Source organism: Acidovorax sp., from assembly GCF_027492855.1.
Taxonomy (GTDB): Bacteria; Pseudomonadota; Gammaproteobacteria; order Burkholderiales; family Burkholderiaceae_C; genus Acidovorax.
On sequence record NZ_JAPUDY010000073.1, the window covers coordinates 1 to 23,520 of the forward strand.

Consider the following 23,520-nt stretch of genomic DNA (forward strand, 5'->3'; position numbering starts at 1 on the left):
CTGGCCTGCCTGAACCTGCTGCTCAAGGTGGGCGTGCAGCGCAAGAACGTGTTCGTCACCGACCTGGCCGGGGTGGTCTATGAAGGCCGCGAAGAGCTGATGGACGACGACAAGCGCCAGTTCATGCAAAAGACCGACGCGCGCAAGCTGGCCGAGGTGATGGTGGGCGCAGACGTGTTCCTGGGCTTGTCGGCAGGCAACGTGCTCAAGCCCGAGATGGTGGCCACGATGGCCGAACGGCCCGTGATCTTCGCGCTGGCCAACCCCAACCCCGAGATCACCCCCGAGCTGGCGCACAGCGTGCGCAGCGACATCATCATGGCCACGGGGCGCTCGGACTACCCCAACCAGGTCAACAACGTCCTGTGTTTCCCGTACATCTTCCGGGGCGCGCTCGACTGCGGCGCCACCACCATCACCGATGAGATGGAGATTGCCGCCGTCCACGCCATTGCCGAGCTGGCCGAGGCCGAACAAAGCGAGGTGGTGGCCGCCGCCTATGTGGGCGAGAAGCTGTCGTTCGGCCCCGAGTACCTGATCCCCAAGCCGTTCGATCCGCGCCTGATGATGAAGATCGCCCCGGCCGTGGCCCAGGCGGCCGCCGACAGCGGCGTGGCGCAGCGCCCCATTGCCGACATGGACGCCTACCGCGACCGGCTGCAGACCTTCGTCTATGCCTCGGGCACGACGATGAAGCCCATCTTCGACGCCGCGCGCACCGCCGCCAAGAAGCGCGTGGCCTATGCCGAGGGCGAGGAAGAGCGCGTGCTGCGCGCCGCGCAGATCGTGGTGGACGAGAAGGTGGCCCGCCCCACGCTGATCGGCCGCCCGGCCATCATCGCCCAGCGCATCGAAAAATTCGGCCTGCGCCTGAAGGAAGGCGTGGACTACGACGTGGTCAACACCGACTTCGACCACCGTTATCACGACTTCTGGCAGACCTACCACCGCATGACCGAGCGCAAGGGCATCACTCAGCAGGTCGCCAAGATCGAGATGCGCCGCCGCCTCACGCTGATCGGCTCCATGATGCTGCACAAGGGCGAGGTGGACGGCCTGATCTGCGGCACCTGGGGCACCACGGCCAACCATTTGCTCTACATCGACCAGGTGATCGGCAAACACGCGGGCGGTGCCGACAGCACGGAGCAGGACGTGCCGGTGTATGCCTGCATGAACGGCCTGATGCTGCCGGGGCGCCAGGTGTTCCTGGTGGACACGCATGTCAACTACGACCCCACCCCCAAGGAACTGGCCGAGATCACCGCCCTGGCCGCCGAGGAAATGATGCGCTTTGGCATCAAGCCCAAGGCAGCGCTGCTGTCGCACTCCAACTTCGGCACCAGCAACCACCCCAGCGCCGTGAAGATGCGCCAGACGCTGGATCTGCTGCGCCAGCAAGCCCCCTGGCTGGAGGTGGACGGCGAAATGCACGGCGACGTGGCGCTGGACGGCAAGGCCCGCTCGGCCCTCATGCCCAGCAGCGAACTCACGGGCGACGCCAACCTGCTGGTGTTCCCCAACATCGATGCCGCCAACATCGCCTACAACCTGCTCAAGACCGCTGCGGGCGGCGGTATCGCCATCGGCCCGGTGCTGCTGGGCGCCGCCAAACCGGTCCATATCCTGACACCCAGCGCCACCGTGCGCCGGATCGTGAACATGACCGCGCTCACCGTGGCAGATGCCAACGCGTTGCGGTAAGCGATAAATAGATAGCAAGCACTAACTATTGATGCTTGCAAAGCCCCCCAGCGTCTGCCCAATCTTTGTGCAGACGCTTGCTTTTTGGGGACCGTTGAGCGACACTAGCGGGTCGAAATTTCGGGTTAACCCGTAGTTTCTGAAAGGTTTCGTTGATGCTGAAGGCTGTAGCCACCCGGGCGCGCAAAGCAGGGTTATTGTGTGTTTTGGGTGTTGCGTTCGTGCTGTCCCCGCTTGCGGGACATGCCCGGAACACTCCGTCCGAGGGCGGGTCCACCACTCCCATCGCACTGGCCGAGTTGCCGCCCCAGGGGCGGTCAACCTATGCGCTGATCCGTGAAGGCGGGCCCTTTCCGTATGACAAGGACGGAACGGTTTTTGGCAATCGCGAGCGGCTGTTGCCCGCCCACAAGCGGGGCTACTACCGCGAATACACCGTCAGAACGCCAGGATCGCGCAACCGGGGAGCCCGGCGCATCGTGTGCGGTGGCAAGCCCCGGACGCCGGACGCCTGCTACTACACCAGCGACCACTACGCCAGTTTTCGCGAAATCGTCGAGTGACCCCGATGCGGTGCACGCCAACCAGTACTGAGCTGGCCGTGCGCATCGCGCCCCTTGAATCCCCCCACTCGCAGGCCGCCCACCGTGGCCTTGCGATCAGCCAGAAGTTTGTGGACTTTATAAAGAAAGAGTAGCGGAGATGCAGACGCCACTTCGTAAAGACCTGGAAGCGCCACTGCGTGGCGTGCGCACCAACATCGTGCAGTCCATTCGCGCCTTCCGCGTGCAGGACCTGCAGGACGCGGCCACCTCCATGGGTCATCATTTCTTGTACGCCAACCTGGCCCACGCACAGTCCAAACAAGACGTGCTGGACCTGATTGCCGGGCAATTCACCTTCCCATCGCACTTCGGCAAGAACTTCGATGCGCTGTACGACTGCATGACGGACCCCTTGCACAAGTCGGGCCCTCAGCCGGGCTTCATCGTGGTGCTCGAGCAGATCCCGGCCACGGGCAAGTTCGACAAGGAAGCGCGCGAGCAGCTGCTCGACATCTTCCGCGACGCCGCCGACTACTGGGGTGACCGCAAGATTCCGTTCCGCTGTTTCTATTCTTTTCTGTAGCCCGTTCTGCATCCACCAGCCAAGCAGAACGGGCGAACGAGGCGACTACCGACACCAAGGGTGGTGTCGAGGGCATCGAGATCGGCGGCAGCGACGCCACCGAGAAAATGCCCACCGACAAGCTCGTTGACGTGTCCCCCATGGCGCTGCGCATGAGCAGTCCGTTCAACTCCGGGTATTGGCTCAGCGCCGCATAATTCGGGGCATCCCCCTGAGGCGCTTCGCGCCTTCACCCCTTCTCTCGGCTTCGCCGGGAAGGGGGACGATGCCCTCGCTGCGGGGCGGCCCTTGCTCGGCATCTCTGGCCTGGATCGCGCCAGTTGCTTTGGCTTGTGGCGCAATCATCTGGCTGGCAATGTCCATCTCTCAGGCAGCCTCTTCCACTGTCCGTTCGGGCTGAGCCTGTCGAAGCCGGGGTGAGCGGGCTCCTCTGAGGCCTGCACTTCATCAGAAGAATCAGGCTCTAGCGCTTATTCAACAAGCGCAAGCAGCTATCAAATCAAGAGCATTTTTGTGCCAGGGCCACGTATTCGGCCACGGGCACCTCTTCGGCGCGGCGCTGGGTGTCGAAGGTGCCGGTGAACTGGCGCGCTTCCAGCCAGCGGCCCAGGGTGTTGCGCAGCAGTTTGCGGCGCTGGCTGAAGGCGACCTGCACCAGTTCTTCCAGCAAGGGCTGCGACAGGGGCGCGGGCTCGGCGTGCGGCACCATGCGCACCACGGCGCTGTCCACGCGCGGGGGCGGGTCGAAGCTCTCGGGCGGCACGAACAACACGTTCTCCATGGCGTAGCGCCACTGCAGCATCACCGACAGGCGGCCATAGTCGCCCGTGGCGGGGCGGGCCACCATGCGGTCGATCACTTCTTTTTGCAGCATGAAGTGCTGGTCTTCGATGACCTGCACATGATCGAGCAGATGGAACAGGATGGGCGTGGAGATGTTGTAGGGCAGATTGCCCACCACCCGCAGCTTGAGGCCGGGCTGTGCGGCCTTTTCACGCATCGTCTGCGCCAGGGCTGTGAAGTCGACCTTGAGCACGTCGGATTCGATCACGTCGAGCTGCCCGTGCAGCCGCAGGCGCAGGGCCAGGTCGCGGTCCAGCTCGATCACGGTGAGGCGCCCCAGGCGCTCCACCAGGGGCTGCGTCAACGCGGCCAGGCCGGGGCCGATTTCGACCATGGGCTGGCCCGGTAGCGGCGCAATCGCCTGCACGATGTCTTCGATGATGCCCTTGTCGGACAGGAAATGCTGCCCGAAGCGCTTGCGGGGGATGTGTTTCAACGCGGCCTTACCTGTGTCTGGTCTGTCTGAGTCGGGAGATGGGCATGCGCACCGCTTATTGCGGTGGGTCGCGGTATTCCACGTAGGCCCGGCCGCGCAGCTCCTGCGCCCAGGTGGCATAGGCCTCGTCGAGCTTCTTTTCGCGCACGGTGCTGCGCGCCATCTCGCGCTGTTCGCGCTGCGTGAGCTTGGCTTCGCGGCGCTCCAGCAACTGGATCAGGTGCACGCCAAAACGCGACACCAGCGGCTCGCTGATCTCGCCAGGCCTGAGGGTGTTCAGGGCCTGTTCGAACTCGGGCACATAGCGGCCGGGGCTGGCCCAGCCCAGGTCGCCACCTTCCTTTGCGCTGCCGTCTTGCGAATGCTCGCGGGCCAGGTCGGCAAAGTCGGCCTGGCGGGCCAGCACGCGGCGGCGGTAGTCGGCCAGGCGCGTGGCGGCGGCGGTTTCGGACAGCTGGGGGCCGGTGCGCAGCAGGATGTGCCGCGCATGGCTTTGCACCACGGTGGCTGGCATGCCCGCCGTGACGCGCTCGACCACCTTGAGCACGTGAAAGCCCGCCGGGGACCGCACGGGGCCCACGATGGAGCCCACGGGCAGGCCCAGCGTGGAGTTCACGAACAGTTCGGGGTAGCGGTCAGCCGGGCGCAGGCCCAGCAGGCCGCCCCCGCGCTGGCCTTCGGGCGCATCGGACATTTCGCGCGCCACGGCGGCGAAGTCTTCGCCAGCGCGTACGCGGTCGGCAGCGCGTTGGGCGCGTGCCTGGAGCTCGGCTACCTGCACGGGGCTGGCGTTCTCGGGCACCAGCACGAGCACATGGCCCAGGTTGATTTCCATGGACGCGACGTCCGTGCCCTTTTGCTCATCACGCAGGAACTGGTCCACGTCAAGATCGGTCACCTTCACCCGCGCTTCCACATCGCGTTCGCGCAGGCGTTGCTGCAGCAACTGGTTGCGCAGCTCCTCGCGAAAACGCTCCTTGGACATGCCATCGCGAGCCAGGCGTGTGTAGAGCTGGTCCACCGTCATGTCGTTCTGGCGCGCCACGCCCTGTTCGGCCTGCGACAGCGCGTAGTCATCCACCTTGATGCCCGCCTCGCGCGCCTGCTGCAGCTGTACCTTCTCCAGAATCAGCCGCTCGAGCACCTCGCGGGCCAACAGGTCGCGCGGCGGCAGGGCGCCGCCCTGCTTGGCGATCTGCGCCTCGGCCCGCTCCAGGCGCGAGCGCACTTCGTAGTTGGTGACGGGCTCGGAATTGACCACCGCCACGATGAAGTCCGCCGAGCGGGGCGCCGTGTTGGCGCCAGGTGCGGGCAATGTGATGGATGGCGCGGCGGGCGGGCGCACCGACGGCGACGAGGAGGAAGAGGGAGCGGACAACCCCCCTTTGCCGGACGACAACGCCCCCGAGGGGCGCAGGCCCTGCGCTGCGGCGCCTTGCGAGGCAAGGGACGCCAGGGCAACGAGGGCCAGGGCAAATGCGCGGTGATTCATGGCGTTAGTCATAGTTGCTGAAACGGCTGGGCGTCGAAACCTGTTCACGCAGGTTCTGGTAACGCGGCACATTGTTCTTGAAGGTTTCCAGCGGGCTGGAGCCCAGGCTGAGGCGGGAGAAGCCCACGAACTCGATCTGGAACAGCAGGCGGGTGTTGGAGGTGGTCACGCTGCTTTGCAGGCGCTCAAGCACCACGCGGCCGATCCAGCAGCAGCTGTCGTATTCAAAGCCGACCACGGTGTCCACCAACCTGCGGTCTTTCAGGCTGTAGTTCAGGCGGCCCACGCTGTACCAGCGCCCGCCGCCCTGGCCGCGGCCCGCGCCCAGGTCTTTGCCCTTGTCGCCCCACAGGTCGTTCAGGGGCCACTGCCAGCCGACATCGACTTGCTCGCTGGTGCCGCGCTGCAGACGGTAGGCCGCACTCACGGTGCGGTAGCTGCCGGGGCTGTAGCGCGCGCCGATGGTCGAGCGGATCGATCGGCCCGTCTTGGGGTTGTACTGCACGGTGGAGTCAAAGCCCCACTGCGGCGTCCAGTTGATGCCCGCGCCCAGCAGCAGGTCGGACAGACGCTCGCTCACGGGCGTGCCGCCGGGCAGGGTCACCTTCTGGTCCGAAAAGCGCAGGCGCTGGGCCACACCAAAGCGCGCGGCCTCGGCGCCGGTGTTGGGGTCCAGCAGGCGCGTGGTCACACCCAGCGTGAGCAGGTTGTTGTCGGCCAGGCGGTCGTTGCCGCCGAACGCGTTCTCGGTGTAGATGGTGGCGAAGTTGAAGTCGTTGGCCGCCGTGTCATACACCGGCAGGCGGCTCTGGTCGCGGTAGGGCGTGTAGGTGTAGAAGGCGCGCGGCTCCAGCGTCTGCAAAAAGCCGCGGCCGAAATAGGCAGCTTCGCGCTCGAACACCAGCCCGCTGTCCAGGCTGAAGGTGGGCAGGGCGCGGCTGGCCGAGCGGTCGCCGTTGGACAGGGGGCTGTCAAACTGGTACTGCGTGGCGTGCAGTTGCAGGCGTGGCGTGACGAAACCGCCAGGCGACAAAAACGGCCGGCTGATCTGCGCCATGGCATAGCTGCGGTCGGCATTGGGCTGGCGGGTGAGCGCACGGGCGGCCTCGAAGCGTGTGGTATCGAGCTCCACGCTGGCATCCAGCCCGCCGCCCAGTTGCGAGGGCGTGTAGCGCCATTGCAGCTGTGGCATGCGGTCGTACGGCGGCACGATGGGCGAGCTCACGTCCTGCAGCGTCTGCCACTTGAGGGTGCGCACGGAGGCCGACATGTCATTGCGCCCCCACGACAGCAGGGCATCGTTGGGCAGCAGGCGCTGGCGCAGCGGCTCGGAGGCGCGGCCAAAGTCGCGCCAGTAGTTGTCGTCGCTCACGCGGTTGAGGTTGAGGTTCAGCCCCAGCCCGCCGATGGGGGAGTCGATGAAGCCCTGGTGCTGGCCCGAGGCGCTCCAGCGCGAGCGGTCGCGCAGCCGGTCAGCGGGCATTACGTCGGCGCTGATCTTGCCTTGGTAGGCAGATTCGAGATAGCGGAACTCGCCGCCCAGGTTGGCGCCGCGCTTGGTCATGAGCGCCGCGCGCAGCGTGGCGTCGCGGTTGGGCGCAATGTTCCAGTAGTAGGGCTGGATGTAGGCCAGGCCGTCGCGGCTGTCGATGCCGATGGTGGGCGGCAGCAGGCCGGACTTGCGCTTGTCCGACAGCGGAAAGGTGATGTAGGGGATGGGCAGCACCGAGACGCCCTTGAACTCCAGCACCGCGTTTTCGGCGGTGCCCACCTCTTCTTCGTTGTCGATGTGGATGGTGGCCGCGCGCAGCACCCAGTCGGGCTCCCAGCTTTCTTCGTTGCCGCGCTCGCAGGTGGTGTAGGTGGCGTTGTGCACCGTGGCCCGGTAGCGGTCGGTGAAGTCCACGCGCGTGGCGTCGCCATGCGCCTGTGTGGCCAAAAAGCGGTAACGCGCATCGCTGAAGAAGCCCTCGAAGGCATCCACGCGCAGCTCCAGCGCCGTGCCTTCATACACGTTGCCCGCGCGGTTGATGCGCACCCTACCGTTGGCCTTGGCCAGGTCTTCGGGCACGTTGTAGTCCAGCCGGTCGGCGCGGATCACGGTGTCGCCCCGGCGCAGCTCGGCATTGCCCTCGATGAGCGCATTGAGGTCGGGCTGGCCGCTGATGTGGTCGCCCGTCACGAAGACCGGGAGCTGGGGCCGCACGGCGTCCGGAATCTTCTCTTGCAACAGGGGCGAGGTGCGCAGCGCAGGCGGTGCGTCCCAGGCGCTGGGCGCTGCCGGGCCCTGGGCCAGGGCCGCGAGCGGCAGGCCGCACCAGGCCAGCGCCACGCCATAGGCCAGAGCGCGCGGCACGGGCGGGCGCGCAGCCTTTGCCGTGGCAAGCCGGGGCCGGGGGGAAAGAGAGGTCTGCACGGTGGGGGGCTTGCAGCGTGGCACGTGGAGCGGTTGGGGCTGTGGCAGATGAAAGGACCCGCTCAGGGCGGCACCAGGGCGGCGCGCTGAGCGGGTTTGTAAAATCGGATTATCCATGAGCCACCCATTCCCCCCATCACCCACCCATCCGCCCCTGGGCGCGCCCATGGCGACTGCTGTCTTGCCCCCCGTTACCTGGCCTGACGCCGCCCGCAAAGCCGCCTTCGACGCCTGGCTGGCGCCCCTGGTCGGCACTGAGCAACTGCTGCCCGCCACCCTGCGCCCGGCATCAGCCGACGCCAGCTTTCGGCGCTATCTGCGCATCGACAGCGCTACGGGCGTGAGCCGCATCGTGATGGATGCGCCGCCAGACAAAGAAAACTGCGAGCCCTTCGTGCTGGTGCAGAGCCTCATGGCGGCTGCGGGGCTGAACGTGCCGCAGATCCTGGCCTGGGACGCACCCGGCGGCTTCATGCTGCTGTCCGACCTGGGCCACCAGACGCTGATCGAGCTGCTGAACCCCGACAAGCCCCAGGACGCCTACGCCTGGTACCAGCAGGCCACCGATGTGCTGCTGCAGTGGCAAAAAGCCTCCCAGCCCGGCGTGCTGCCCGTGTACGACGAGACGCTGCTGCGCCGCGAGCTGGCGCTGTTCCCCGACTGGTATCTGGCCAAACACCGGGGCGTGACCCTGGACGACAAGCAACAGGCCACCCTGGCCAGCGCGTTCAACGCCATCGTGGCCCACAACCTGGCCGCGCCCAACGTGTACGTGCACCGCGACTTCATGACCCGCAATTTGATGGTGCCCGCCGAACCCGGCGGCCCACTGGGGGTTTTGGACTTCCAGGACGCCGTCTATGGCCCCATCACCTACGACATCGCCAGCCTGATGCGCGATGCGTTCATCAGCTGGGAAGAAGAGTTCGTCATCGACATCACCGTGCGTTACTGGGAAAAGGCACGCAAGGCCGGTCTGCTGGGCGCCAACAGCGCGAGCGGCTGGGGCAACGACTTTGGCGAGTTCTACCGCAGCGTGGAATGGATGGGCCTGCAGCGCCACCTCAAGGTTGCGGGCATCTTTGCGCGGATCACGCTGCGCGACGGCAAGCCCAAATACCTGGCCGACACGCCGCGCTTTTTGGCCTACATCCGCGCCACGGCCAACCGCTACCGCCAATTGGGTCCGCTGCTCCAAATGCTGGACCAGATCGAAGGCACCGAGCCCGCCGTAGGTTTTGCATACGGCCGCATGTAACAGCAGGCGCCACGGCTGGATGTGCAGTGGTTTGAATAAAAACAGGCTCTAGCGCTTATTTATCAAGCGCTAATAGCTATCAAATTAATAGCAAATGCCTCGTTTTCACTGCCCTGCCCTTCTGTCCACCGGCACCGAGCTGGACCTGCCCCCTGGCGCCGCGCGCCATGTGCAGGTGCTGCGCCTGCAGCCCGGCGACGGCATCACGCTGTTCCACGGCGGCCAGGGCGCGGGCGACCCCGGCGGCGAGTTCGATGCCACCGTGCTGAAGATGGGCCGCAACGACGTGCGCGTGCTGGTGGGCGCCCACCATGCCACCGAGCGCGAGGCGCCGCGCGCCGTGCACCTGCTCGCGGGCATCACCGCCAACGAGCGCATGGACTGGCTGGTGGAAAAAGCCACCGAACTGGGCGTGGCCAGCATCACCCCGCTGGTGGCCGAGCGCAGCGTGCTCAAGCTCAAAGGCGAACGCGCCGACAAGAAAATCGCCCACTGGCAGGCCGTGGCCGTGGCCGCCTGCGAGCAATGCGGCCGCAACCGCGTGCCCGTGGTGCACGGCGCCATTGACCTCGCCGCCTGGGTGCGCACGCACGCGGCATCGGCCACCGCTACAACAGACGCTGCACTGCGCCTGTTGCTGTCGCTGCGCCCCGGCACCTTGCCCCTGCACCAGGCCGCCGAATCCGACAAGGGCCAGCGGCCCGTGTTGTTCCTCTCGGGCCCCGAAGGCGGGCTCAGCAGCGCCGAGGAAGACCTGGCCCAGCAACACGGCTTTGCCCCCGTCACGCTGGGCCCGCGCGTGCTGCGCGCAGAAACCGCGCCGCTGGCCGCCCTGGCAGCGCTCACCCTGCGGTAAAAGTGTGTTGACATTCCGGAAAAAGGCAGGGTTGTCCCCTGGGCCTCTTGCGCCCTAGAATGCGCGACCGGCACGCGGCCACCCCGCTGCCGGCCTTCCCGCGTGCACCCCCCGCGCGGCCCCACCTTTAGCAGGAGCCTGCCATCTTGCGTCACCCCTCCCGCTGGCAACGCCTCAGGGATGTGATTCTCTCCACCGACCCACGGCGGCGCACGCTGGTGGGCATGAGCCTGCTGGCGTTGCTGCTGATGGTCAGCAGCGCGGGCGTGATGCTGCTGGTGGCGTATTTCAGCGCAGCGGTGGATATGCAGTCCGTGTTGTGGTGGGCGAGCTTGTCGGTGGGTGGGGTGGGCATGATGGCGGCCTTCGTCCGCTCAGGCGCCACCGCAGGGCTGCGCGACCCTTCACTCACCATTCCCCAGATGGTCTGGACCATCACCAGCGGCGCCGTGGCCTACGTGCTGGCGGGCGAGGCACGCGGGCTGGTGCCCAGCGTGCTGGCCATGATCCTGTTCTTTGGCACCTTCGGCCTCACGGTGGCCGAGGTGATCGGCATCGGCATCTACGCGCTGCTGGCCTTTGCCTGCGCCATCGGAGCGACCACCCGCCTCAGCGCCACCCCGTTTGGCTACCTCGACACCGCCTATGCGCTGATGGTGATGATCGTGCTTGGGGGCTGCATCTCGCTGAACCTGCGCATCCAGCGCATCCGCTCGCGGCTGCGCCAACAGCGCGAGGCCCTGGCGCAGGCGCTGGAGGTCAACCGCGAGCTGGCCACACGCGACGAGCTGACCGGCCTGCTCAACCGCCGCGCCATGGTCGACCTGATGGAGCTGGAACAACGCCGCAGCCAGCGCAACGGCCGCCCGCTGCTGCTGGCGCAGCTCGACATCGACCACTTCAAGCCCATCAATGACCGGCATGGCCACGCCATGGGCGACCGTGCGCTGCAGGCCTTTGCAGGCACCGTGCTGGCCAGCGTGCGCGACACCGATGTGCTGGCCCGCTGGGGCGGCGAGGAGTTCGTGCTGATGCTTTCCGACACCGAAATGCACGACGCCCGCGAACTGCTCGAACGCATCCGGCAGGCAGTGGAGGCGCTGGAGATCCCACACGCCAAGGGCACGGTGCGCATGGCCGTGTCGGCGGGCCTGGCATTGCACATTGCGGGCGACACCGTGCTGCACACGCTGGAGCGCGCCGACCAGGCGCTCTACACCGCCAAGGCCCTCGGGCGCAATCGGGTGGTGGTGGCGCCCAATGTGTCCCACCGCTCGGCGGGGGCCGCGGGGTTCAGCGCGCGGGCTTGAGGTTGCCGCAGTCGGCCGCCAGCCACTTGCCCGTCTGCGCCATGTCGAGCTGATCGGGCTTGCCGTTCATGGTGGTCTTGACCTTGAACTGGCCCGTGTAGGCCGTGGGGCCGCTGAACGTCATGGTGCCCTCGCCCGTGGTGGGCGGCTCTCCCTTGGAGCCCTTGCACTGAAAACTCATGGCCATGGAGCTCGGCCCGGTGCGCTTGACGGTCTGGGTGCAGCCCTCCTGCGGCGGGATGCGGTCCAGGTCGGCCTGCTCGGGGCTGATGCACACCTTCACCGTGTTCGTGTTGCCTTTCGCGCCCATGGCCACGCCCTGCTGCGCCATCATCTGTTCCACCTGCTTGCGCTGCTCGGGCGTCATGTTGGCCATGGATTTCTGCATCTCCGCCATGGCTGCCTCCATCTGGCCGCTCTGGCTCTTCATCGACACGCTGTGCTCCCACAACCCCGGCCGCATTTTCTGGGTCTGGGCGTAGACCAGGCCCACGGCGCCGGGCAGCAGTGCAACGGCGGTCGTCACGGCAATGGCTGAAATTTTCATGGCAAGGCCCTCCAGGCAATGTGAAGGCGCCCAGTATCACCACACCACGCCGTCCTGCCAATGGCCCGAACGGTGGGTAGTGCCTCGGACCGTGAAAAGCTTCTCACGCACGCAAATGTGGTGGCGCGCGCATCTGCTCGGGCGTGGTGAACCAGGCAGCCGATTCCCCCAGCCGCGCGCGCGCCTGGGCCAGCTCGTGCCGGGCCACGGTGCGCAGGTGCACTTCATCAGGCCCGTCCATCAGCCGCAGCGCACGGCCCCAGGTCCAGAACGCGGCCAGCGGCGTGTCGGGCGACAGACCCATGGCGCCGAAGATCTGCATGGCGCGGTCCACCACGCGCTGCTGCAGCCGTGCGGCCACCACCTTGATGGCCGCAACCTGGGCGCGCACCTGGCGGGCATCGGCCGCAGCGCCCTGGTCCAGCAGCCAGGCGGCGTGCAGCACCAGAAAACGCGCCTGGTCGATCTCGATGCGCGCCTTTGCCAGCCACTCCTGCACATTGGCCTGCTCGGCCAGCGGCTTGCCGAACGCCGTGCGCTCCAGCGCGCGCTCGGTGGCCAGAGAAAGCGCCAGCTCGCACTGGCCGATGCTGCGCATGCAGTGGTGCACCCGCCCCGGCCCCAGGCGCGCCTGCGCCATCGCAAAACCCGCGCCCCAGTCGCCCAAAAGGTGATCGGCGGGCACGCGCACGCCCTGCAGCAAAACCTCGCAATGCCCCTCGGGGGCGTGGTGGTGCAGCACGCTGATGTTGCGCACGATGTGCAGGCCCGGCGCATCGGCAGGCACCAGCACCATGCTGTGGCGCGCATGGCTGCTGGTGCTGTCCTGCGCATCCGCATTGCGGCACAACACGATAAGCAGCCTGCAACGCGGGTGCGCCGCGCCGGTGATGAACCACTTGCGGCCGCTGAGCACCAGGTCATCGCCCTCGCGCCGCACCGTGGTCTGCAGGTTGGTAGGGTCGGACGAGGCCACGTCGGGCTCGCTCATCGCAAAGGCCGAGCGCATCTGGCCGTGTAGCAGCGGCACCAGCCACAACGCGCGCTGGGCGGGCGTGGCAAAACGGTGCAGCAGCTCGATGTTGCCGGTGTCCGGTGCCTGGCAGTTGAAGACCTCTGCGGCCCAGGGCAAACGGCCCATGGCCTCGGCCAGCGGCGCGTAGTCGAGGTTGGACAGCCGCGTGCCCGGTTCGTCCTCGCGCAGCGTGGGCAAAAACAGGTTCCACAGCCCTTCTTCGCGCGCCAGGGCCTTCAGGTCTTCCACGAACGGCGGCGGGTAGTCGCCCGCCTGCACGGCCGCATGCCAAGCGGCGTTGTAGGGCAGCAGATAGCGGTCCATGAACGCGGTGAGGCGTGCGAGCATGTCACGGGCCAGGGGCGAGGGTGCGAAGTCCATGCGGCCATTGTGAAAATGCCACGTGGGCATGTCACAACGCAGGCGACACCGGGCTTGATACAAGTCACGGCGCCTGATGGGAAGCGCACAATTGCTATTGATTTTATAGCTACTAGTGCTTGAAGGAAAAGCGCTAGCGCCTGTTTTTTCTTTAACCGCCCTGCTGCGCAGTTACCATCGCCCGATGAGCACCCACTACGAAACCCTGCACCCCGCCGACAGCTACCGCGAGGCCTTCGCGGTTGAGCCCCCGGCGGTGCCGCTCGAACGCCACTTATGGCCACGCAAGCCGGGCGGCTTTGTCGTGCATGTGGCCACCGCAACGGCCTTGGCCCAGCCTTCAGGCGCAGCGCCAGAAGCCGATGCCGGTGCCGACACCACGCGCGTGCTGGTGCCCGCGCAGTGGGGCCTGGTGCCGCACTGGGTCAAGTCGGCGTCCGACGCCAAACTGCGCGCGCCCAAGCTGGTCAACGCCAAATCCGACCTGGCCTCCACCGGCACCGCGTTCCGCGATGCGTGGCTGAACGGCCAGCGCTGCATCGTGCCGATGGTGGCGTTCTATGAGGATGACTGGCGCTCCGGCAAGGCCGTGCCCACGCGCATCGCCCGCGTGGACGGCAAACCCATGGGCGTGGCCGGCCTGTGGGCACGCTGGCAGGGGAGCGACGGCGAGGTGATCGTGAGCTACTGCCTGCTCACCGTGAACGCCAACAACCACGCGCTGCTGCACCGCTACGGCCCGCCCGGCAGCGAAAAGAGCATGCCCGCCATCCTGAACGAAGGCGCGTACGACGCCTGGCTCACGGCCCGGCCCGACAAGGCCAAGGAGTTCATGCGCCAGTACGCACCGCAGTGGCTCACGGCCAACCCGGTGGAGAAGAAGGCGGACAAGGTGCCCAAGGGGTGGCTGGAGTGAGCCCCTGCAGTGGGGGCTGAACCTTGTCTCGCCCGGCCAAGTTGGCGGCTATCTATTGACCAAGAGCCCACGGTGATCACCATTTTTCCAAAGCAATCCGTCACGACCCGGGCCGGCTCGTATTCGAAAACAGGCCATTGGAGCTGCGCGTAGGCTTGCTCGGTATAGTTTGCGCAGTTGGAGTTCGTCCGGTTTTGCGGAATTTTTATACCTGAATATTCCCACAGCCCAACGCCCGCGAACTCAGACTACAAGCCACCTTCAGGAGAAATCTGTGTTCAGAATATCCCGCACGGCCCAATTCATTCCGCAGGTTTTGCGGGATACATCACGTTAACCAGCAGAATCAAGTCATGTGGCATTCCTCAGTCATTCTCAAAACCGGGATCGGGTTGGGCATGTCGATCGGCGCGACCTTCTCCAGCGCTGCTAACGTCTGCATGAAGAGCGCCGAAGAAGCCGCTGTCACGTTCGCGCGTTGGAGCGTCGAAGATGCTGTGCGAACTGTCGAACTCATTCAGCCTCGTAACCTCAAGCAGTATCGCTCTCGCCTTCAGCAGATTGTTGACGACAGATACTCTCCCGATTCTGCGCAATTCAGAAATCGACTTCTCGGGTCAGACTGGACGCAGCAGCGAATAGCAACAGCGTCTGACCAAGAGTTGGTGGGTCGGTTCTTGGCAGGAGGTGAGCAACTGCGAAAGGGTTGGCGAATTTCACAAGTACGAGCGATCGAGAGCAAGCGTAGTTATCTCTCCGACAGAGAGGTGACGGTGTCATATCAAATTGAGACGCCCACGACTGCTGCAACACAGCGACGCGAGTTCTCCGCGTACTTGGCGAGCACATGTTGGGTCGTGCAAGTTCCAGTTGAAGCTTGGGAGCGGGTCGATCGACTCGCGACGATCCTGAAAGAATCTCGGCGTCAGGTTAGCGCTCCGCGTGAGGGACCTCCTAGAGCTAGCCTTCAGGTTGCTTCGGCGAGTGACACTTCTCGGCCGGGAATGAGACAACTGCCCCGACGAGGAGGAGACTCGCCCGTTTGGGTTGACAGTACAGCCCTTCTAACTGGAGAGCAAATAATCAGCGCTATTGCATCCTGGGATTGCGAGGGAGTTGGGCTGGGTCCCGAAGAGCCTTCAGTTCGATTGACCTTCTCGACAGAAGGCGCGGGCACGATGCGTCGATGGACTGAAGCAAACCTCGGTTCAATGCTTGCGGTCATTGTGAATGAACGTGTTGTTGTCTACGCGCGCGTCGCCGGAGTGCTGGGTGACAAACTCACAGTGTGCCTACCGAACGCAGCTTTGGAGGAGGCACAGAATCTTGCCGCAGACTTGCTTGGTGCACCTAGGTAAAGGTGCTTGCAGGCTAACTCAGATGTAAACCACAGGATGAGTTTCTATTGCACCCGCTATGGCCACGGTGACGATGTTTCTATAGCGAACGAAAATGTCGTCATGGCAAACCTGCTGCATGAACTTCGTCACGAGCAATTCGATACGCCCGACGATGAGCACACGCAGGTCTCAATCGGCAACGAGCATTGGTCCGTTACAGCCCAAGTCTCTGGGCTTATTACCTTCGACAACATCGACATCGTTGAGGAGCTTGAGTCGGATCTTCCAGAGAACCTGTATCTTCGCGATGTACCCGACAGTCAAATGAAAGACATTTGGCGTGCAGTCATTCGAGGAGATCGTAGATCGCTTTTCTCGCACCCGTGGGTTCCACTCGAAAAGCTTCCACCCTACGAGAAGGACTACTACCGCTGTGCGGCCTAACTCGAACGTCGAGCTTCCGCTTTCACCAATTACCGCTATCCAATGGTGAAGGCCGCTTCGGTACATTCCTTGGCTAGTAGAACGCGCGCGTAGGAACCCCGGTCCTCCCAACGCCTTTCAGACAAGCTCTACCCGATCGATTGCGGTACGTCACAAAGAACCTCACAGCCCCAGCGCCACAAACAACTCGTCCGCACGCGCCGTAACCCCCTCGTCCATGCGCATCGGCCGCCCCCACTCGCGCTGCGTTTCGCCGGGCCATTTGTTGGTGGCGTCCATGCCCATCTTGCTGCCCAGGCCGCTCACGGGCGAGGCGAAGTCCAGGTAGTCGATGGGCGTGTGCTCCACCAGCAGCGTGTCGCGGGCCGGGTCCATGCGGGTGGTGATGGCCCAGATCACATCCTTCCAGTCGCGCACGTCCACGTCGTCGTCCACCACCACGATGAACTTGGTGTACATGAACTGGCGCAGGTGGCTCCACACGCCCATCATCACGCGCCGCGCGTGGCCCGCGTAGGCCTTCTTGATGCTCACCACCGCCATGCGGTAACTGCAGCCCTCGGGCGGCAGGTAGAAGTCCACGATCTCGGGGAACTGCTTTTGCAAGAGCGGGATGAACAGCTCGTTCATCGCCAGGCCCAGCACGGCGGGCTCGTCGGGCGGCTTGCCGGTGTAGGTGCTGTGGTAGATGGCGTCCTTGCGCAGGGTGATGCGCTCCACCGTGAGCACGGGGAACTCGGCGCATTCGTTGTAGTAGCCGGTGTGGTCGCCATACGGCCCTTCCAGCGCGTGTTGCCAGCCGCTGGCATGGTTCGCATCGGGTTGGATATGGCCTTCGAGCACGATCTCGGCCGTGGCGGGCACCGAGAGCGGCACGCCCAGCGCGGGCGCCACCTCGGTGCGGGCGCCGCGCAGCAGGCCTGCGAACTGGTATTCACTCAAAGAATCGGGCACGGGCGTGACCGCGCCCAGCAGCGTGGCCGGGTCGGCCCCCAGCGCCACGGCCACGGGGTAGGGCTGGCCGGGGTGCATGGCGCAGTGGTCGGCAAAGTCGAGCGCGCCGCCCCGGTGGGCCAGCCAGCGCACGATGACCTCATTGCGTGAGAGCACCTGCTGGCGATAGATGCCCAGGTTCTGCCGCGCCTTGCGCGGGCCGCACGTGATGGTCAGGCCCCAGGTGATGAGCGGGGCCACGTCGCCGGGCCAGCAATGCTGCACGGGCAGGCGGGCCAGGTCTACGTCGGGGCCCTCCCACACCTCTTGCTGGCAGGGCGCGCCGCGCGCCACGGTGTGGGGCGCCATGTTCCACAGGGTTTTGAGCAACTGGCCCATGCCCAGCATGTCCTTGAAGCCCTTGGGGGCCTCGGGCTCCTTAAGGGTGGCCAGCAGCTCGCCCAACGCACGCACACCGTGCAGGTCGGCCACGCCCATGGCGCGGGCCACGCGGCCCGGTGTGCCGAACAGGTTGGTGAGCACGGGCATGTGGTGGCCGGTGGGCTGCGTGAACAGCAGCGCGGGGCCGCCCGCGCGCAGCACGCGGTCGCTCAGCGCGGTCATCTCCAGGTGGGGCGAGACGCTTTCTTGCACGCGGCGCAGGTCGCCAGTGGCTTCGAGCTGGGCCATGAAGTCGCGCAGGTCGCGGTAGGCCATAGGTACAGAGTTTGAATGAAATAGGCCGCTAGCGCTTATTCAACAAGCGCAAACAGCTATGAATTAAGGAGCATTTGACTCCAAACCTTGCCAGCGCGGTGCGATCTGGTGTGCCACGCCGATGAGGTCGAGCACGCGCGCCACGCTGGTGTCCACCACCTCGCCCAGCGTGGTGGGCCGCAGGTAGAAGGCGGGCACTGGCGGGCAGACGATGGCGCCCATCTCGGTCACGGCCACCATGTTGCGCAGGTGGGCGAGGTGTAGCGGCGATTCGCGCACCATGAGCACCAGGCGGCGGCGCTCCTTCAGCGCCACGTCGGCTGCGCGGGTGAGCAGGTTGTCGCCGAGGCCGTGTGCGATGGCGGCCAGCGTGCGCATGGAGCAGGGCGCGACCACCATCGCATGGCAGTCGAACGAGCCGCTGGCGATGGCCGCCCCCACGTTGTTCACGTCGTGCACGCGGTGCGCCAGGGCCTCAACAGCGGGGCGGTCCATGTCGAGCTCGTGGTGCAGGTTGCGCCAGCCCGCGTCGGATACCACCAGGTGCGTCTCGACGCCGGGCAGCCCTTGCAGCACCTGCAAAAGGCGTGCGCCATACACGGCGCCGCTGGCGCCCGAGATGGCGATGATGATGCGGCGCAGGGGGGGTGAAGGTTCGGGCTCAGCCATGTGCGGTCTCCGCAGCCACCGGCCGCCGCAGGGGCTGCGCCAGTTGGTCGGCTTCGACCTGCTCCAGCACCAGCGCGGCCTGCACCGGGTCAAAGTCTTCATGGGCGCGTTTTTTCACGCCGTACTGCTGCAACTGGTAGTGCCGCCCGGCCACGATGCCGTGGCGCGCGAGCGTGCTTTTCACGCACACCAGCGGGCAGCCGTCGAGCCCGATGATGGGGCGGCCCGAGCGCGCGGTTTTCATGAGGTGTGGCACGTCGCCGCCCACACCGGCGATACACGACATCTCGGCCACGCCGCGCCGGTCGAGCTGCAGCGCCACGTGGTTAGCCAGCTGCGCGGCGCTGGAGCAGCCCGAGCAGGAATAGACCAGGGGATGGTCAGGGGCGGTGGTGATGGTCATGGTTGGCCTCCGAAGAAGCGCGCTCGCAGGGCGCTGGGTGCCAGCTTGTGCGCCCATTGGCGTGGGTGCAGCGTATCGACCCACTGCTGCGGGTCGAGCACGGGCAGCTCGATGGCATCGAGCGCGTTCTTCACCACCAGGCCCAGCTCGGTGTCGCCCTCCATCGACAGGCGGCGGCTGAAGAACAGGGTGTCCGGGTCTTGCTTGCGCTGCGCGAGCAGCAAAAAGTCATGCGCCGTGGCGCTGAGCGTGACGTCCGCCACGGCGGGCGCAACGAGCGGGGCATGGGGCGCAAAACGCTGGCCCGTCCAGGCGAAGTCGAACGCAAGGCGCGCGTCGCGCACCTGCACCCGCATCTTCTTGTGCTGCAGCAGGCGCCCCACATCAGCGGGCAGATGCCGCGCCAGCGCCAGGTTGAGCGCGGTCACCAGCAACAACGAGCCAGGGTAGGCGGGCAAGCGCGCAAGCACCGCGCCCACAGGCGCGGGCACCACCAAAAAATCCGACGAAGGGGAGTGGGGAGACATGGTCATGGCAGCTTCTTAGGCGACGTAGAAAAGCACGGTAAAAAAGTGGCAGACGCTGCCGCCCAACACAAACAGATGCCACAGCCCATGGCCGTGGCGCACGCGGTGGTCCAGTGCGTAGAAGACGATGCCCAGCGTGTAGAAGGCCCCGCCCGCCAGCAGCCAGCCAAAGCCGCCGGGCGTGAGCGCGTTCCACAGCGGCACCACGGCCACCAGCGCCAGCCAGCCCATCAGCACATACAACACCAGCGATAACACGCGCGCACCACGCGCCCACCAGATCTCCTGCACGATGCCCAGCAGGGCCAGGCCCCACACCACGCCAAACAGCGTCCAGCCCCAGGGCCCGCGCAGCGACACCAGCGCAAACGGCGTGTAGCTGCCCGCGATGAGCAGGTAGATGCTGCAATGGTCGAGCTTTTGCAGCCTGGCCTTGGCGGCCCGCCCGCGCACGCTGTGGTACGCGGTGGATGCGGCATACAGCGCCACCAGCATGGCGCCGTAGATGCTGAAGGCCACCACCTTCCACGGGTCGCCCAGGCGCGCCGCCAGCGTGACAAGCACGGCCGTGCCCGCCGTGGCCAGCAGGGCGCCGACCAGGTGGCTGATGCTGTTGAAACGTTCTCCGTGGTACATGACGGCCCGTCCTCCCATCAAGGCCGGGCCGCAGCCGTGCCGCCCACATGGCCCTGCTCCAGGCCGGGGCGGCCGAACCAGTAGCCGTTGCAGGGCAGGTCGGGCATCAGCGGCTGCATGCGCTCCACGTGGTCGATGGCTTCGCCCGGTGCCTCATCGGGGGCCTTGGCGCGCCGGGCTTCGTCAAAAGCGGCAATCACCTGTGGCATGTGCTGCGCCTGTGGGCTCAGGCGCAGCACGTCCACACCGCTGGCGCGCATCGCCGCCAGTTCGTTGACCAGGTTGTACACACGGGCCGACTGGGTCTGCGTGCCGTTGAGCACCAGAAAGCCCTCGCTCTCGCGCGTGCGCAGCGGCAGGCCGTCGGCATGCTCCAGGCAACTGAACTGGCAGTTGTCCTTGGGCAAGTTGCGGTGGCGCGCGGTGAAGCAGCGGGCCGAGTAGGCCAGCGGCATGCGCCCGTAGGCGAACACCTCGGTCTCCACACCGCGCGGGCGCTGGGCCAGCATGGCGGCCAGCGCTTCTTGCGACATCTCCACCGGCATCACCCAGCGGGTGGCGCCCAACTGCGCCATCCACTGCAGCGAGCTCGCGTTGTACAGGTTCAGGTGCGGCCCGGCCACGAAGGCCTGCGGCCCGGGCGCTGCGCGTGCCAGGCAACTGACGGCGCCCATGTCGTTGGCCTCGACCAGAAACTCGCCATTGCCAGTGATCTTGTGCATCACCCCCACGTCGGCGCTGGACTCGATGAGCACCTGGCTGGACAAGACCGCCTGCTTGCCCGCTTCCTGCAGCATGCGCGCCAGTGCCAGCCAGTCGTCCAGGCGCAGCTCGTGGCGGCGCGAGCACACGGTCTCGCCCAGATAGACCACGTCCACGGGCGTGGCGGCCATGGCTTCGTAGAAGGCGAGCACGGTGTCGCGGGGCCAGTAATACAACAGCGGGCCGAGGGAGAGTTTCATGGAGTGGTCTCCGTCATTTTTATCGTGGTGTTTCGGGCTCAAAGCGGCTCGCTTGGCTTAGAACTGGCGCGGCCCAGGCCAGCGACCGCCGCGCAGCGCCTCAGGTGGGTTGTTCCTCATTTCCAGGGCCGGTGATAGGCGCCCAGCGTGTGCTGCTGGCCTTCGGCCACCTGGTCCAGGCTGGCCATCCATGTGGTCTTGGGGGCGTAGCGGTGGGGGCTGGCCAGGCATTGGTCGATGGCCTCGCGCCAGACCTGCGTGACCTGGGCCACGTAGGCGGGGCTGCGCTGGCGGCCTTCGATCTTGATGGCGCGCACACCCATCTTGAGTAGCTGGGGCAGCAGCTCCAGCGTGTTGAGGCTGGTGGGCTCCTCGATGGCGTAGTAGTTCTCGTCGTCACCCACGTCGAAGCGGCCCTTGCACAGCGTGGGGTAGCCCGCGTTCTCGCCGGGGGCGTAGCGGTCGATGAGGATGCCGTTCAGGCGCGACTCCAGGCCCTTGGGCGTCTCCTGCCAGCGCACGGCCTTCGGGGGCGAACACACGCCGTGGGTGTTGGGCGATTCACCCGTCACGTACGACGACAGCGCGCAGCGCCCCTCGACCATCACGCACAGGCTGCCAAAGCCGAACACCTCGATCTCCACCGGCGTGCGGTCGATGACCTGGCGCACCTGCTCCAGCGACAGCACGCGCGGCAGCACGGCGCGCACGATGCCGAACTGCTCGCGGTAGAAGTTGATGGCCTCGTAATTGGTGGCCGAGCCCTGCACCGACAAGTGCAGCCGCAGCCGGGGGTGCTGCTGCACCGCGTATTGCATGAGGCCGGGGTCGGCCAGGATGACGGCATCCACGCCCAGGTCCACCGCCTTGTCCAGCGCGCTGCGCCAGGGGCCAGGGTTGGATGCCTGCGGGTAGGTGTTGAGCGCCATGAACACCTTGCAGCCGCGCGCATGCGCGTGGGCAATGCCGCTGGCGATGGCCGCCTCATCGAAATTGAGGCCCGCGAAATTGCGCGCATTGGTGGCGTCGCGCAGGCCCAGATAAACACAGTTGGCGCCGTGGTCCACCGCCGATTTCAAGGCGGGCAGGCTGCCCGCCGGGCAGACGAGTTCAAGGGCCGGCGCGGCGGCCACGGGCGGCGCGGCCTCCAGGGGGTTCAGGGGTTCCATCACAGACAATTCAAACGCTGACCCCGGTGGGGAGCCACAGCACTGGGCGCCACCATACGGGGGCTGCGCCGTGCATCCGCTGATCTTCATCAACGGCGGTGCACAATGGTGTAGCAAAGCAGTCAGGCTTTGATGTGACCCGCTCCTGCGGTGCACCACTGGGCTACCCGGCCTTGACTTGCGTCCATTCCTCCCACCACTTCACCCACCCTCTCTTCCAACCTCCCAGAGCGCCGCCTACCGTGAATAAAAACCTGTGGTTGCTGGCCCTGTGCCAAGGCCTTTTTCTCACCAACAACGTGGTCTTCATCGCCATCAACGGCCTGGTGGGCCTGCAGCTGGCGCCTTTTGGCTGGATGGCCACGCTGCCGGTGATGGGCTATGTGGTGGGCGGGGCGTTGTCTACCCCGCTGGTGGCACACACGCAGATGCGCTGGGGGCGCAAGGTGTCGTTCCAGATCGGGCTGGCCGTGGCGGCGGCGTCGGCCGCGCTGTGCGCCTGGGCCGCGTTCAGCGCCAACTTCTGGTTGCTGTGCACGGCCACGGTGGTGGCGGGCTACTACAGCGCCAACGGCGGCCTGTACCGCTTTGCCGCCGCCGAGCTGACCACGCCGGACTACCGCGAAAAGGCCGTGTCGCTGGTACTGGCCGGTGGCCTGCTGGGCGCCGTGGCGGGCCCCAACCTCGCCAGCGCCACACGCACGCTGTTCCCGGTGCCGTTTGCAGGGGCCTACATCGCGCTGATCGGCGTGGCGCTGCTGTCCATGGTGTGCATGTCGATGATCCGCTTTACCGCGCAACCCGTGGTGCTCAACGCAGCCGGGCAGCGCGAGCAGGGGCGGCCCCTGGGCGTGCTGATGCGCCAGCCCGCCTTCGCCGTGGCCATCGTGGGCGCCGCGCTGGGTTATGGCGTGATGAACCTGCTGATGGCCGCCACGCCGCTGGCCATGCAGGTGTGCGGCTTTGCGTTCGACGCCTCGGCGCTGGTGCTGGAGTGGCATGTGATCGGCATGTTCGCGCCCGGCTTCTTCACCGGCCACCTCATCAAACGTTTTGGGGTGCTGCCCATCATGGGCACGGGCGTGCTGCTCAACTTCGCCTGCGTGGCCGTGGCGCTCATGGGCGTGGAGCTGCACCACTTCGGCGTGGCGCTGTTCCTGCTGGGCGTGGGCTGGAATTTTCTGTTCACCGGCTCCACCACGCTGGCCATGACAGCCTACCGGCCCGAGGAAAAAGACCGCGCCCAGGCGGCCATCAACTTCTGCGTGTACGCCACGCTGGCGCTGAGCGCGTTTTCATCGGGCGTGCTGGTCACTACGCAGGGCTGGACGCTGCTGAACGCGGGCTCGCTGGTGCCCATCGTGGTCACGGGCCTGGCGCTGGCGTGGCTGGCGGCCCAGCGGCGCGTGAAGTAGTGC

Annotated in this window: 21 protein-coding genes; 9 read left to right on the forward strand and 12 right to left on the reverse strand. The window is 66.2% G+C overall.

Annotated features, from left to right (window positions below; all coding sequences use genetic code 11):
- The 3 genes from Q0105_RS14455 to Q0105_RS14465 all read left to right on the forward strand — a co-directional run.
- A partial coding sequence (locus tag Q0105_RS14455; RefSeq protein ID WP_298212836.1) for a phosphate acyltransferase occupies positions 1 to 1,704 on the forward strand: 1,704 nt, incomplete at its 5' end.
- Between the two features lie 155 nt (positions 1,705 to 1,859).
- Positions 1,860 to 2,267, forward strand: coding sequence for a ribonuclease (locus tag Q0105_RS14460; RefSeq protein ID WP_298212837.1), 408 nt, complete (start codon positions 1,860 to 1,862; stop codon positions 2,265 to 2,267).
- A 139-nt stretch (positions 2,268 to 2,406) separates the two neighbouring features.
- Positions 2,407 to 2,832, forward strand: coding sequence for a barstar family protein (locus Q0105_RS14465; protein ID WP_298212838.1), 426 nt, complete (start codon positions 2,407 to 2,409; stop codon positions 2,830 to 2,832).
- A 499-nt stretch (positions 2,833 to 3,331) separates the two neighbouring features.
- Here the strand turns inward: Q0105_RS14465 and rsmA are convergent, their stop codons facing one another.
- The 3 genes from rsmA to Q0105_RS14480 are packed head-to-tail and all read right to left on the reverse strand — an operon-like array spanning position 3,332 to position 8,019.
- On the reverse strand, positions 3,332 to 4,111 hold the full coding sequence (rsmA, locus tag Q0105_RS14470) for a 16S rRNA (adenine(1518)-N(6)/adenine(1519)-N(6))-dimethyltransferase RsmA (RefSeq protein WP_298212839.1): 780 nt from the start codon (positions 4,109 to 4,111) through the stop codon (positions 3,332 to 3,334).
- Positions 4,112 to 4,166: 55 nt separating this feature from the next.
- The gene (locus tag Q0105_RS14475) at positions 4,167 to 5,603 is read right to left on the reverse strand and encodes a peptidylprolyl isomerase (RefSeq protein ID WP_298212840.1); all 1,437 of its coding nucleotides are present in this window, start codon (positions 5,601 to 5,603) and stop codon (positions 4,167 to 4,169) included.
- 4 nt (positions 5,604 to 5,607) lie between these two features.
- Complete coding sequence (locus tag Q0105_RS14480; protein ID WP_366145930.1) at positions 5,608 to 8,019, reverse strand: LPS-assembly protein LptD; 2,412 nt, start codon at positions 8,017 to 8,019, stop codon at positions 5,608 to 5,610.
- A gap of 166 nt (positions 8,020 to 8,185) precedes the next feature.
- On the opposite strand from Q0105_RS14480, the gene Q0105_RS14485 reads away from it, so the two are divergent.
- The 3 genes from Q0105_RS14485 to Q0105_RS14495 all read left to right on the forward strand — a co-directional run bounded on the left by Q0105_RS14485 (position 8,186) and on the right by Q0105_RS14495 (position 11,443).
- Positions 8,186 to 9,277: a phosphotransferase gene (locus Q0105_RS14485; protein ID WP_298212888.1), complete on the forward strand. Its 1,092-nt coding sequence runs from the start codon at positions 8,186 to 8,188 to the stop codon at positions 9,275 to 9,277.
- 94 nt (positions 9,278 to 9,371) lie between these two features.
- Positions 9,372 to 10,133, forward strand: a complete 762-nt coding sequence (locus Q0105_RS14490) for a 16S rRNA (uracil(1498)-N(3))-methyltransferase (protein ID WP_298212841.1) — start codon at positions 9,372 to 9,374, stop codon at positions 10,131 to 10,133.
- 146 nt (positions 10,134 to 10,279) lie between these two features.
- The gene (locus Q0105_RS14495) at positions 10,280 to 11,443 is read left to right on the forward strand and encodes a diguanylate cyclase (RefSeq protein WP_298212842.1); all 1,164 of its coding nucleotides are present in this window, start codon (positions 10,280 to 10,282) and stop codon (positions 11,441 to 11,443) included.
- Here Q0105_RS14495 and Q0105_RS14500 read toward each other — a convergent pair.
- Positions 11,427 to 11,990 carry a DUF3617 domain-containing protein gene (locus tag Q0105_RS14500; RefSeq protein WP_298212843.1) on the reverse strand — a complete coding sequence of 188 codons (564 nt, stop codon included), beginning with the start codon at positions 11,988 to 11,990 and terminating at the stop codon, positions 11,427 to 11,429. The two genes, Q0105_RS14495 and Q0105_RS14500, sit on opposite strands and share 17 nt — an antisense overlap.
- A gap of 103 nt (positions 11,991 to 12,093) precedes the next feature.
- The gene (locus Q0105_RS14505; RefSeq protein WP_298212844.1) at positions 12,094 to 13,386 is read right to left on the reverse strand and encodes an acyl-CoA dehydrogenase family protein; all 1,293 of its coding nucleotides are present in this window, start codon (positions 13,384 to 13,386) and stop codon (positions 12,094 to 12,096) included.
- Between the two features lie 184 nt (positions 13,387 to 13,570).
- Between Q0105_RS14505 and Q0105_RS14510 the strand changes: the two genes are divergently transcribed.
- Positions 13,571 to 14,302 (forward strand): SOS response-associated peptidase family protein, encoded by a 732-nt coding sequence (locus tag Q0105_RS14510; protein WP_298212845.1) that lies wholly within the window; start codon positions 13,571 to 13,573, stop codon positions 14,300 to 14,302.
- Between the two features lie 1,460 nt (positions 14,303 to 15,762).
- The gene (locus Q0105_RS14515; RefSeq protein WP_298212846.1) at positions 15,763 to 16,086 is read left to right on the forward strand and encodes a hypothetical protein; all 324 of its coding nucleotides are present in this window, start codon (positions 15,763 to 15,765) and stop codon (positions 16,084 to 16,086) included.
- A gap of 162 nt (positions 16,087 to 16,248) precedes the next feature.
- Here the strand turns inward: Q0105_RS14515 and ubiD are convergent, their stop codons facing one another.
- The 7 genes from ubiD to Q0105_RS14550 all read right to left on the reverse strand — a co-directional run bounded on the left by ubiD (position 16,249) and on the right by Q0105_RS14550 (position 22,102).
- On the reverse strand, positions 16,249 to 17,736 hold the full coding sequence (gene ubiD / locus Q0105_RS14520) for a 4-hydroxy-3-polyprenylbenzoate decarboxylase (RefSeq protein WP_298212847.1): 1,488 nt from the start codon (positions 17,734 to 17,736) through the stop codon (positions 16,249 to 16,251).
- A gap of 63 nt (positions 17,737 to 17,799) precedes the next feature.
- Positions 17,800 to 18,405 carry a UbiX family flavin prenyltransferase gene (locus Q0105_RS14525; protein WP_298212848.1) on the reverse strand — a complete coding sequence of 202 codons (606 nt, stop codon included), beginning with the start codon at positions 18,403 to 18,405 and terminating at the stop codon, positions 17,800 to 17,802.
- The gene (locus Q0105_RS14530) at positions 18,398 to 18,808 is read right to left on the reverse strand and encodes a putative zinc-binding protein (RefSeq protein WP_298212849.1); all 411 of its coding nucleotides are present in this window, start codon (positions 18,806 to 18,808) and stop codon (positions 18,398 to 18,400) included. The genes Q0105_RS14525 and Q0105_RS14530 overlap by 8 nt, the downstream gene beginning before the upstream one ends.
- The gene (locus Q0105_RS14535) at positions 18,805 to 19,341 is read right to left on the reverse strand and encodes an SCP2 sterol-binding domain-containing protein (RefSeq protein ID WP_298212850.1); all 537 of its coding nucleotides are present in this window, start codon (positions 19,339 to 19,341) and stop codon (positions 18,805 to 18,807) included. Before Q0105_RS14535 ends, Q0105_RS14530 begins: the two co-directional genes overlap by 4 nt.
- 9 nt (positions 19,342 to 19,350) lie before the next feature.
- Complete coding sequence (locus Q0105_RS14540; RefSeq protein WP_298212851.1) at positions 19,351 to 19,971, reverse strand: hemolysin III family protein; 621 nt, start codon at positions 19,969 to 19,971, stop codon at positions 19,351 to 19,353.
- Between the two features lie 17 nt (positions 19,972 to 19,988).
- The gene (locus tag Q0105_RS14545) at positions 19,989 to 20,933 is read right to left on the reverse strand and encodes a U32 family peptidase (protein WP_298212852.1); all 945 of its coding nucleotides are present in this window, start codon (positions 20,931 to 20,933) and stop codon (positions 19,989 to 19,991) included.
- 116 nt (positions 20,934 to 21,049) lie between these two features.
- Positions 21,050 to 22,102 (reverse strand): peptidase U32 family protein, encoded by a 1,053-nt coding sequence (locus Q0105_RS14550; protein ID WP_298212853.1) that lies wholly within the window; start codon positions 22,100 to 22,102, stop codon positions 21,050 to 21,052.
- A 242-nt stretch (positions 22,103 to 22,344) separates the two neighbouring features.
- Here Q0105_RS14550 and Q0105_RS14555 point away from each other — a divergent pair, with 242 nt between their 5' ends.
- Complete coding sequence (locus tag Q0105_RS14555) at positions 22,345 to 23,517, forward strand: MFS transporter (RefSeq protein WP_298212854.1); 1,173 nt, start codon at positions 22,345 to 22,347, stop codon at positions 23,515 to 23,517.
- Positions 23,518 to 23,520 lie beyond the last annotated feature (3 nt).

Excerpts from the sequence above, each read along its gene's own strand:
- Q0105_RS14460 (WP_298212837.1), top strand. The coding sequence starts at position 1,860 with ATGCTGAAGGCTGTAGCCACCCGGGCGCGCAAAGCAGGGTTATTGTGT.
- Q0105_RS14465 (WP_298212838.1), top strand. The coding sequence starts at position 2,407 with ATGCAGACGCCACTTCGTAAAGACCTGGAAGCGCCACTGCGTGGCGTG.
- Q0105_RS14475 (WP_298212840.1), bottom strand. The coding sequence starts at position 5,603 with ATGAATCACCGCGCATTTGCCCTGGCCCTCGTTGCCCTGGCGTCCCTT.
- Q0105_RS14485 (WP_298212888.1), top strand. The coding sequence starts at position 8,186 with ATGGCGACTGCTGTCTTGCCCCCCGTTACCTGGCCTGACGCCGCCCGC.
- Q0105_RS14490 (WP_298212841.1), top strand. The coding sequence starts at position 9,372 with ATGCCTCGTTTTCACTGCCCTGCCCTTCTGTCCACCGGCACCGAGCTG.
- Q0105_RS14500 (WP_298212843.1), bottom strand. The coding sequence starts at position 11,990 with ATGAAAATTTCAGCCATTGCCGTGACGACCGCCGTTGCACTGCTGCCC.
- Q0105_RS14505 (WP_298212844.1), bottom strand. The coding sequence starts at position 13,386 with ATGGACTTCGCACCCTCGCCCCTGGCCCGTGACATGCTCGCACGCCTC.
- Q0105_RS14510 (WP_298212845.1), top strand. The coding sequence starts at position 13,571 with ATGAGCACCCACTACGAAACCCTGCACCCCGCCGACAGCTACCGCGAG.
- Q0105_RS14515 (WP_298212846.1), top strand. The coding sequence starts at position 15,763 with ATGGCAAACCTGCTGCATGAACTTCGTCACGAGCAATTCGATACGCCC.
- ubiD (WP_298212847.1), bottom strand. The coding sequence starts at position 17,736 with ATGGCCTACCGCGACCTGCGCGACTTCATGGCCCAGCTCGAAGCCACT.
- Q0105_RS14525 (WP_298212848.1), bottom strand. The coding sequence starts at position 18,405 with ATGGCTGAGCCCGAACCTTCACCCCCCCTGCGCCGCATCATCATCGCC.
- Q0105_RS14530 (WP_298212849.1), bottom strand. The coding sequence starts at position 18,808 with ATGACCATCACCACCGCCCCTGACCATCCCCTGGTCTATTCCTGCTCG.
- Q0105_RS14535 (WP_298212850.1), bottom strand. The coding sequence starts at position 19,341 with ATGACCATGTCTCCCCACTCCCCTTCGTCGGATTTTTTGGTGGTGCCC.
- Q0105_RS14540 (WP_298212851.1), bottom strand. The coding sequence starts at position 19,971 with ATGTACCACGGAGAACGTTTCAACAGCATCAGCCACCTGGTCGGCGCC.
- Q0105_RS14545 (WP_298212852.1), bottom strand. The coding sequence starts at position 20,933 with ATGAAACTCTCCCTCGGCCCGCTGTTGTATTACTGGCCCCGCGACACC.
- Q0105_RS14550 (WP_298212853.1), bottom strand. The coding sequence starts at position 22,102 with ATGGAACCCCTGAACCCCCTGGAGGCCGCGCCGCCCGTGGCCGCCGCG.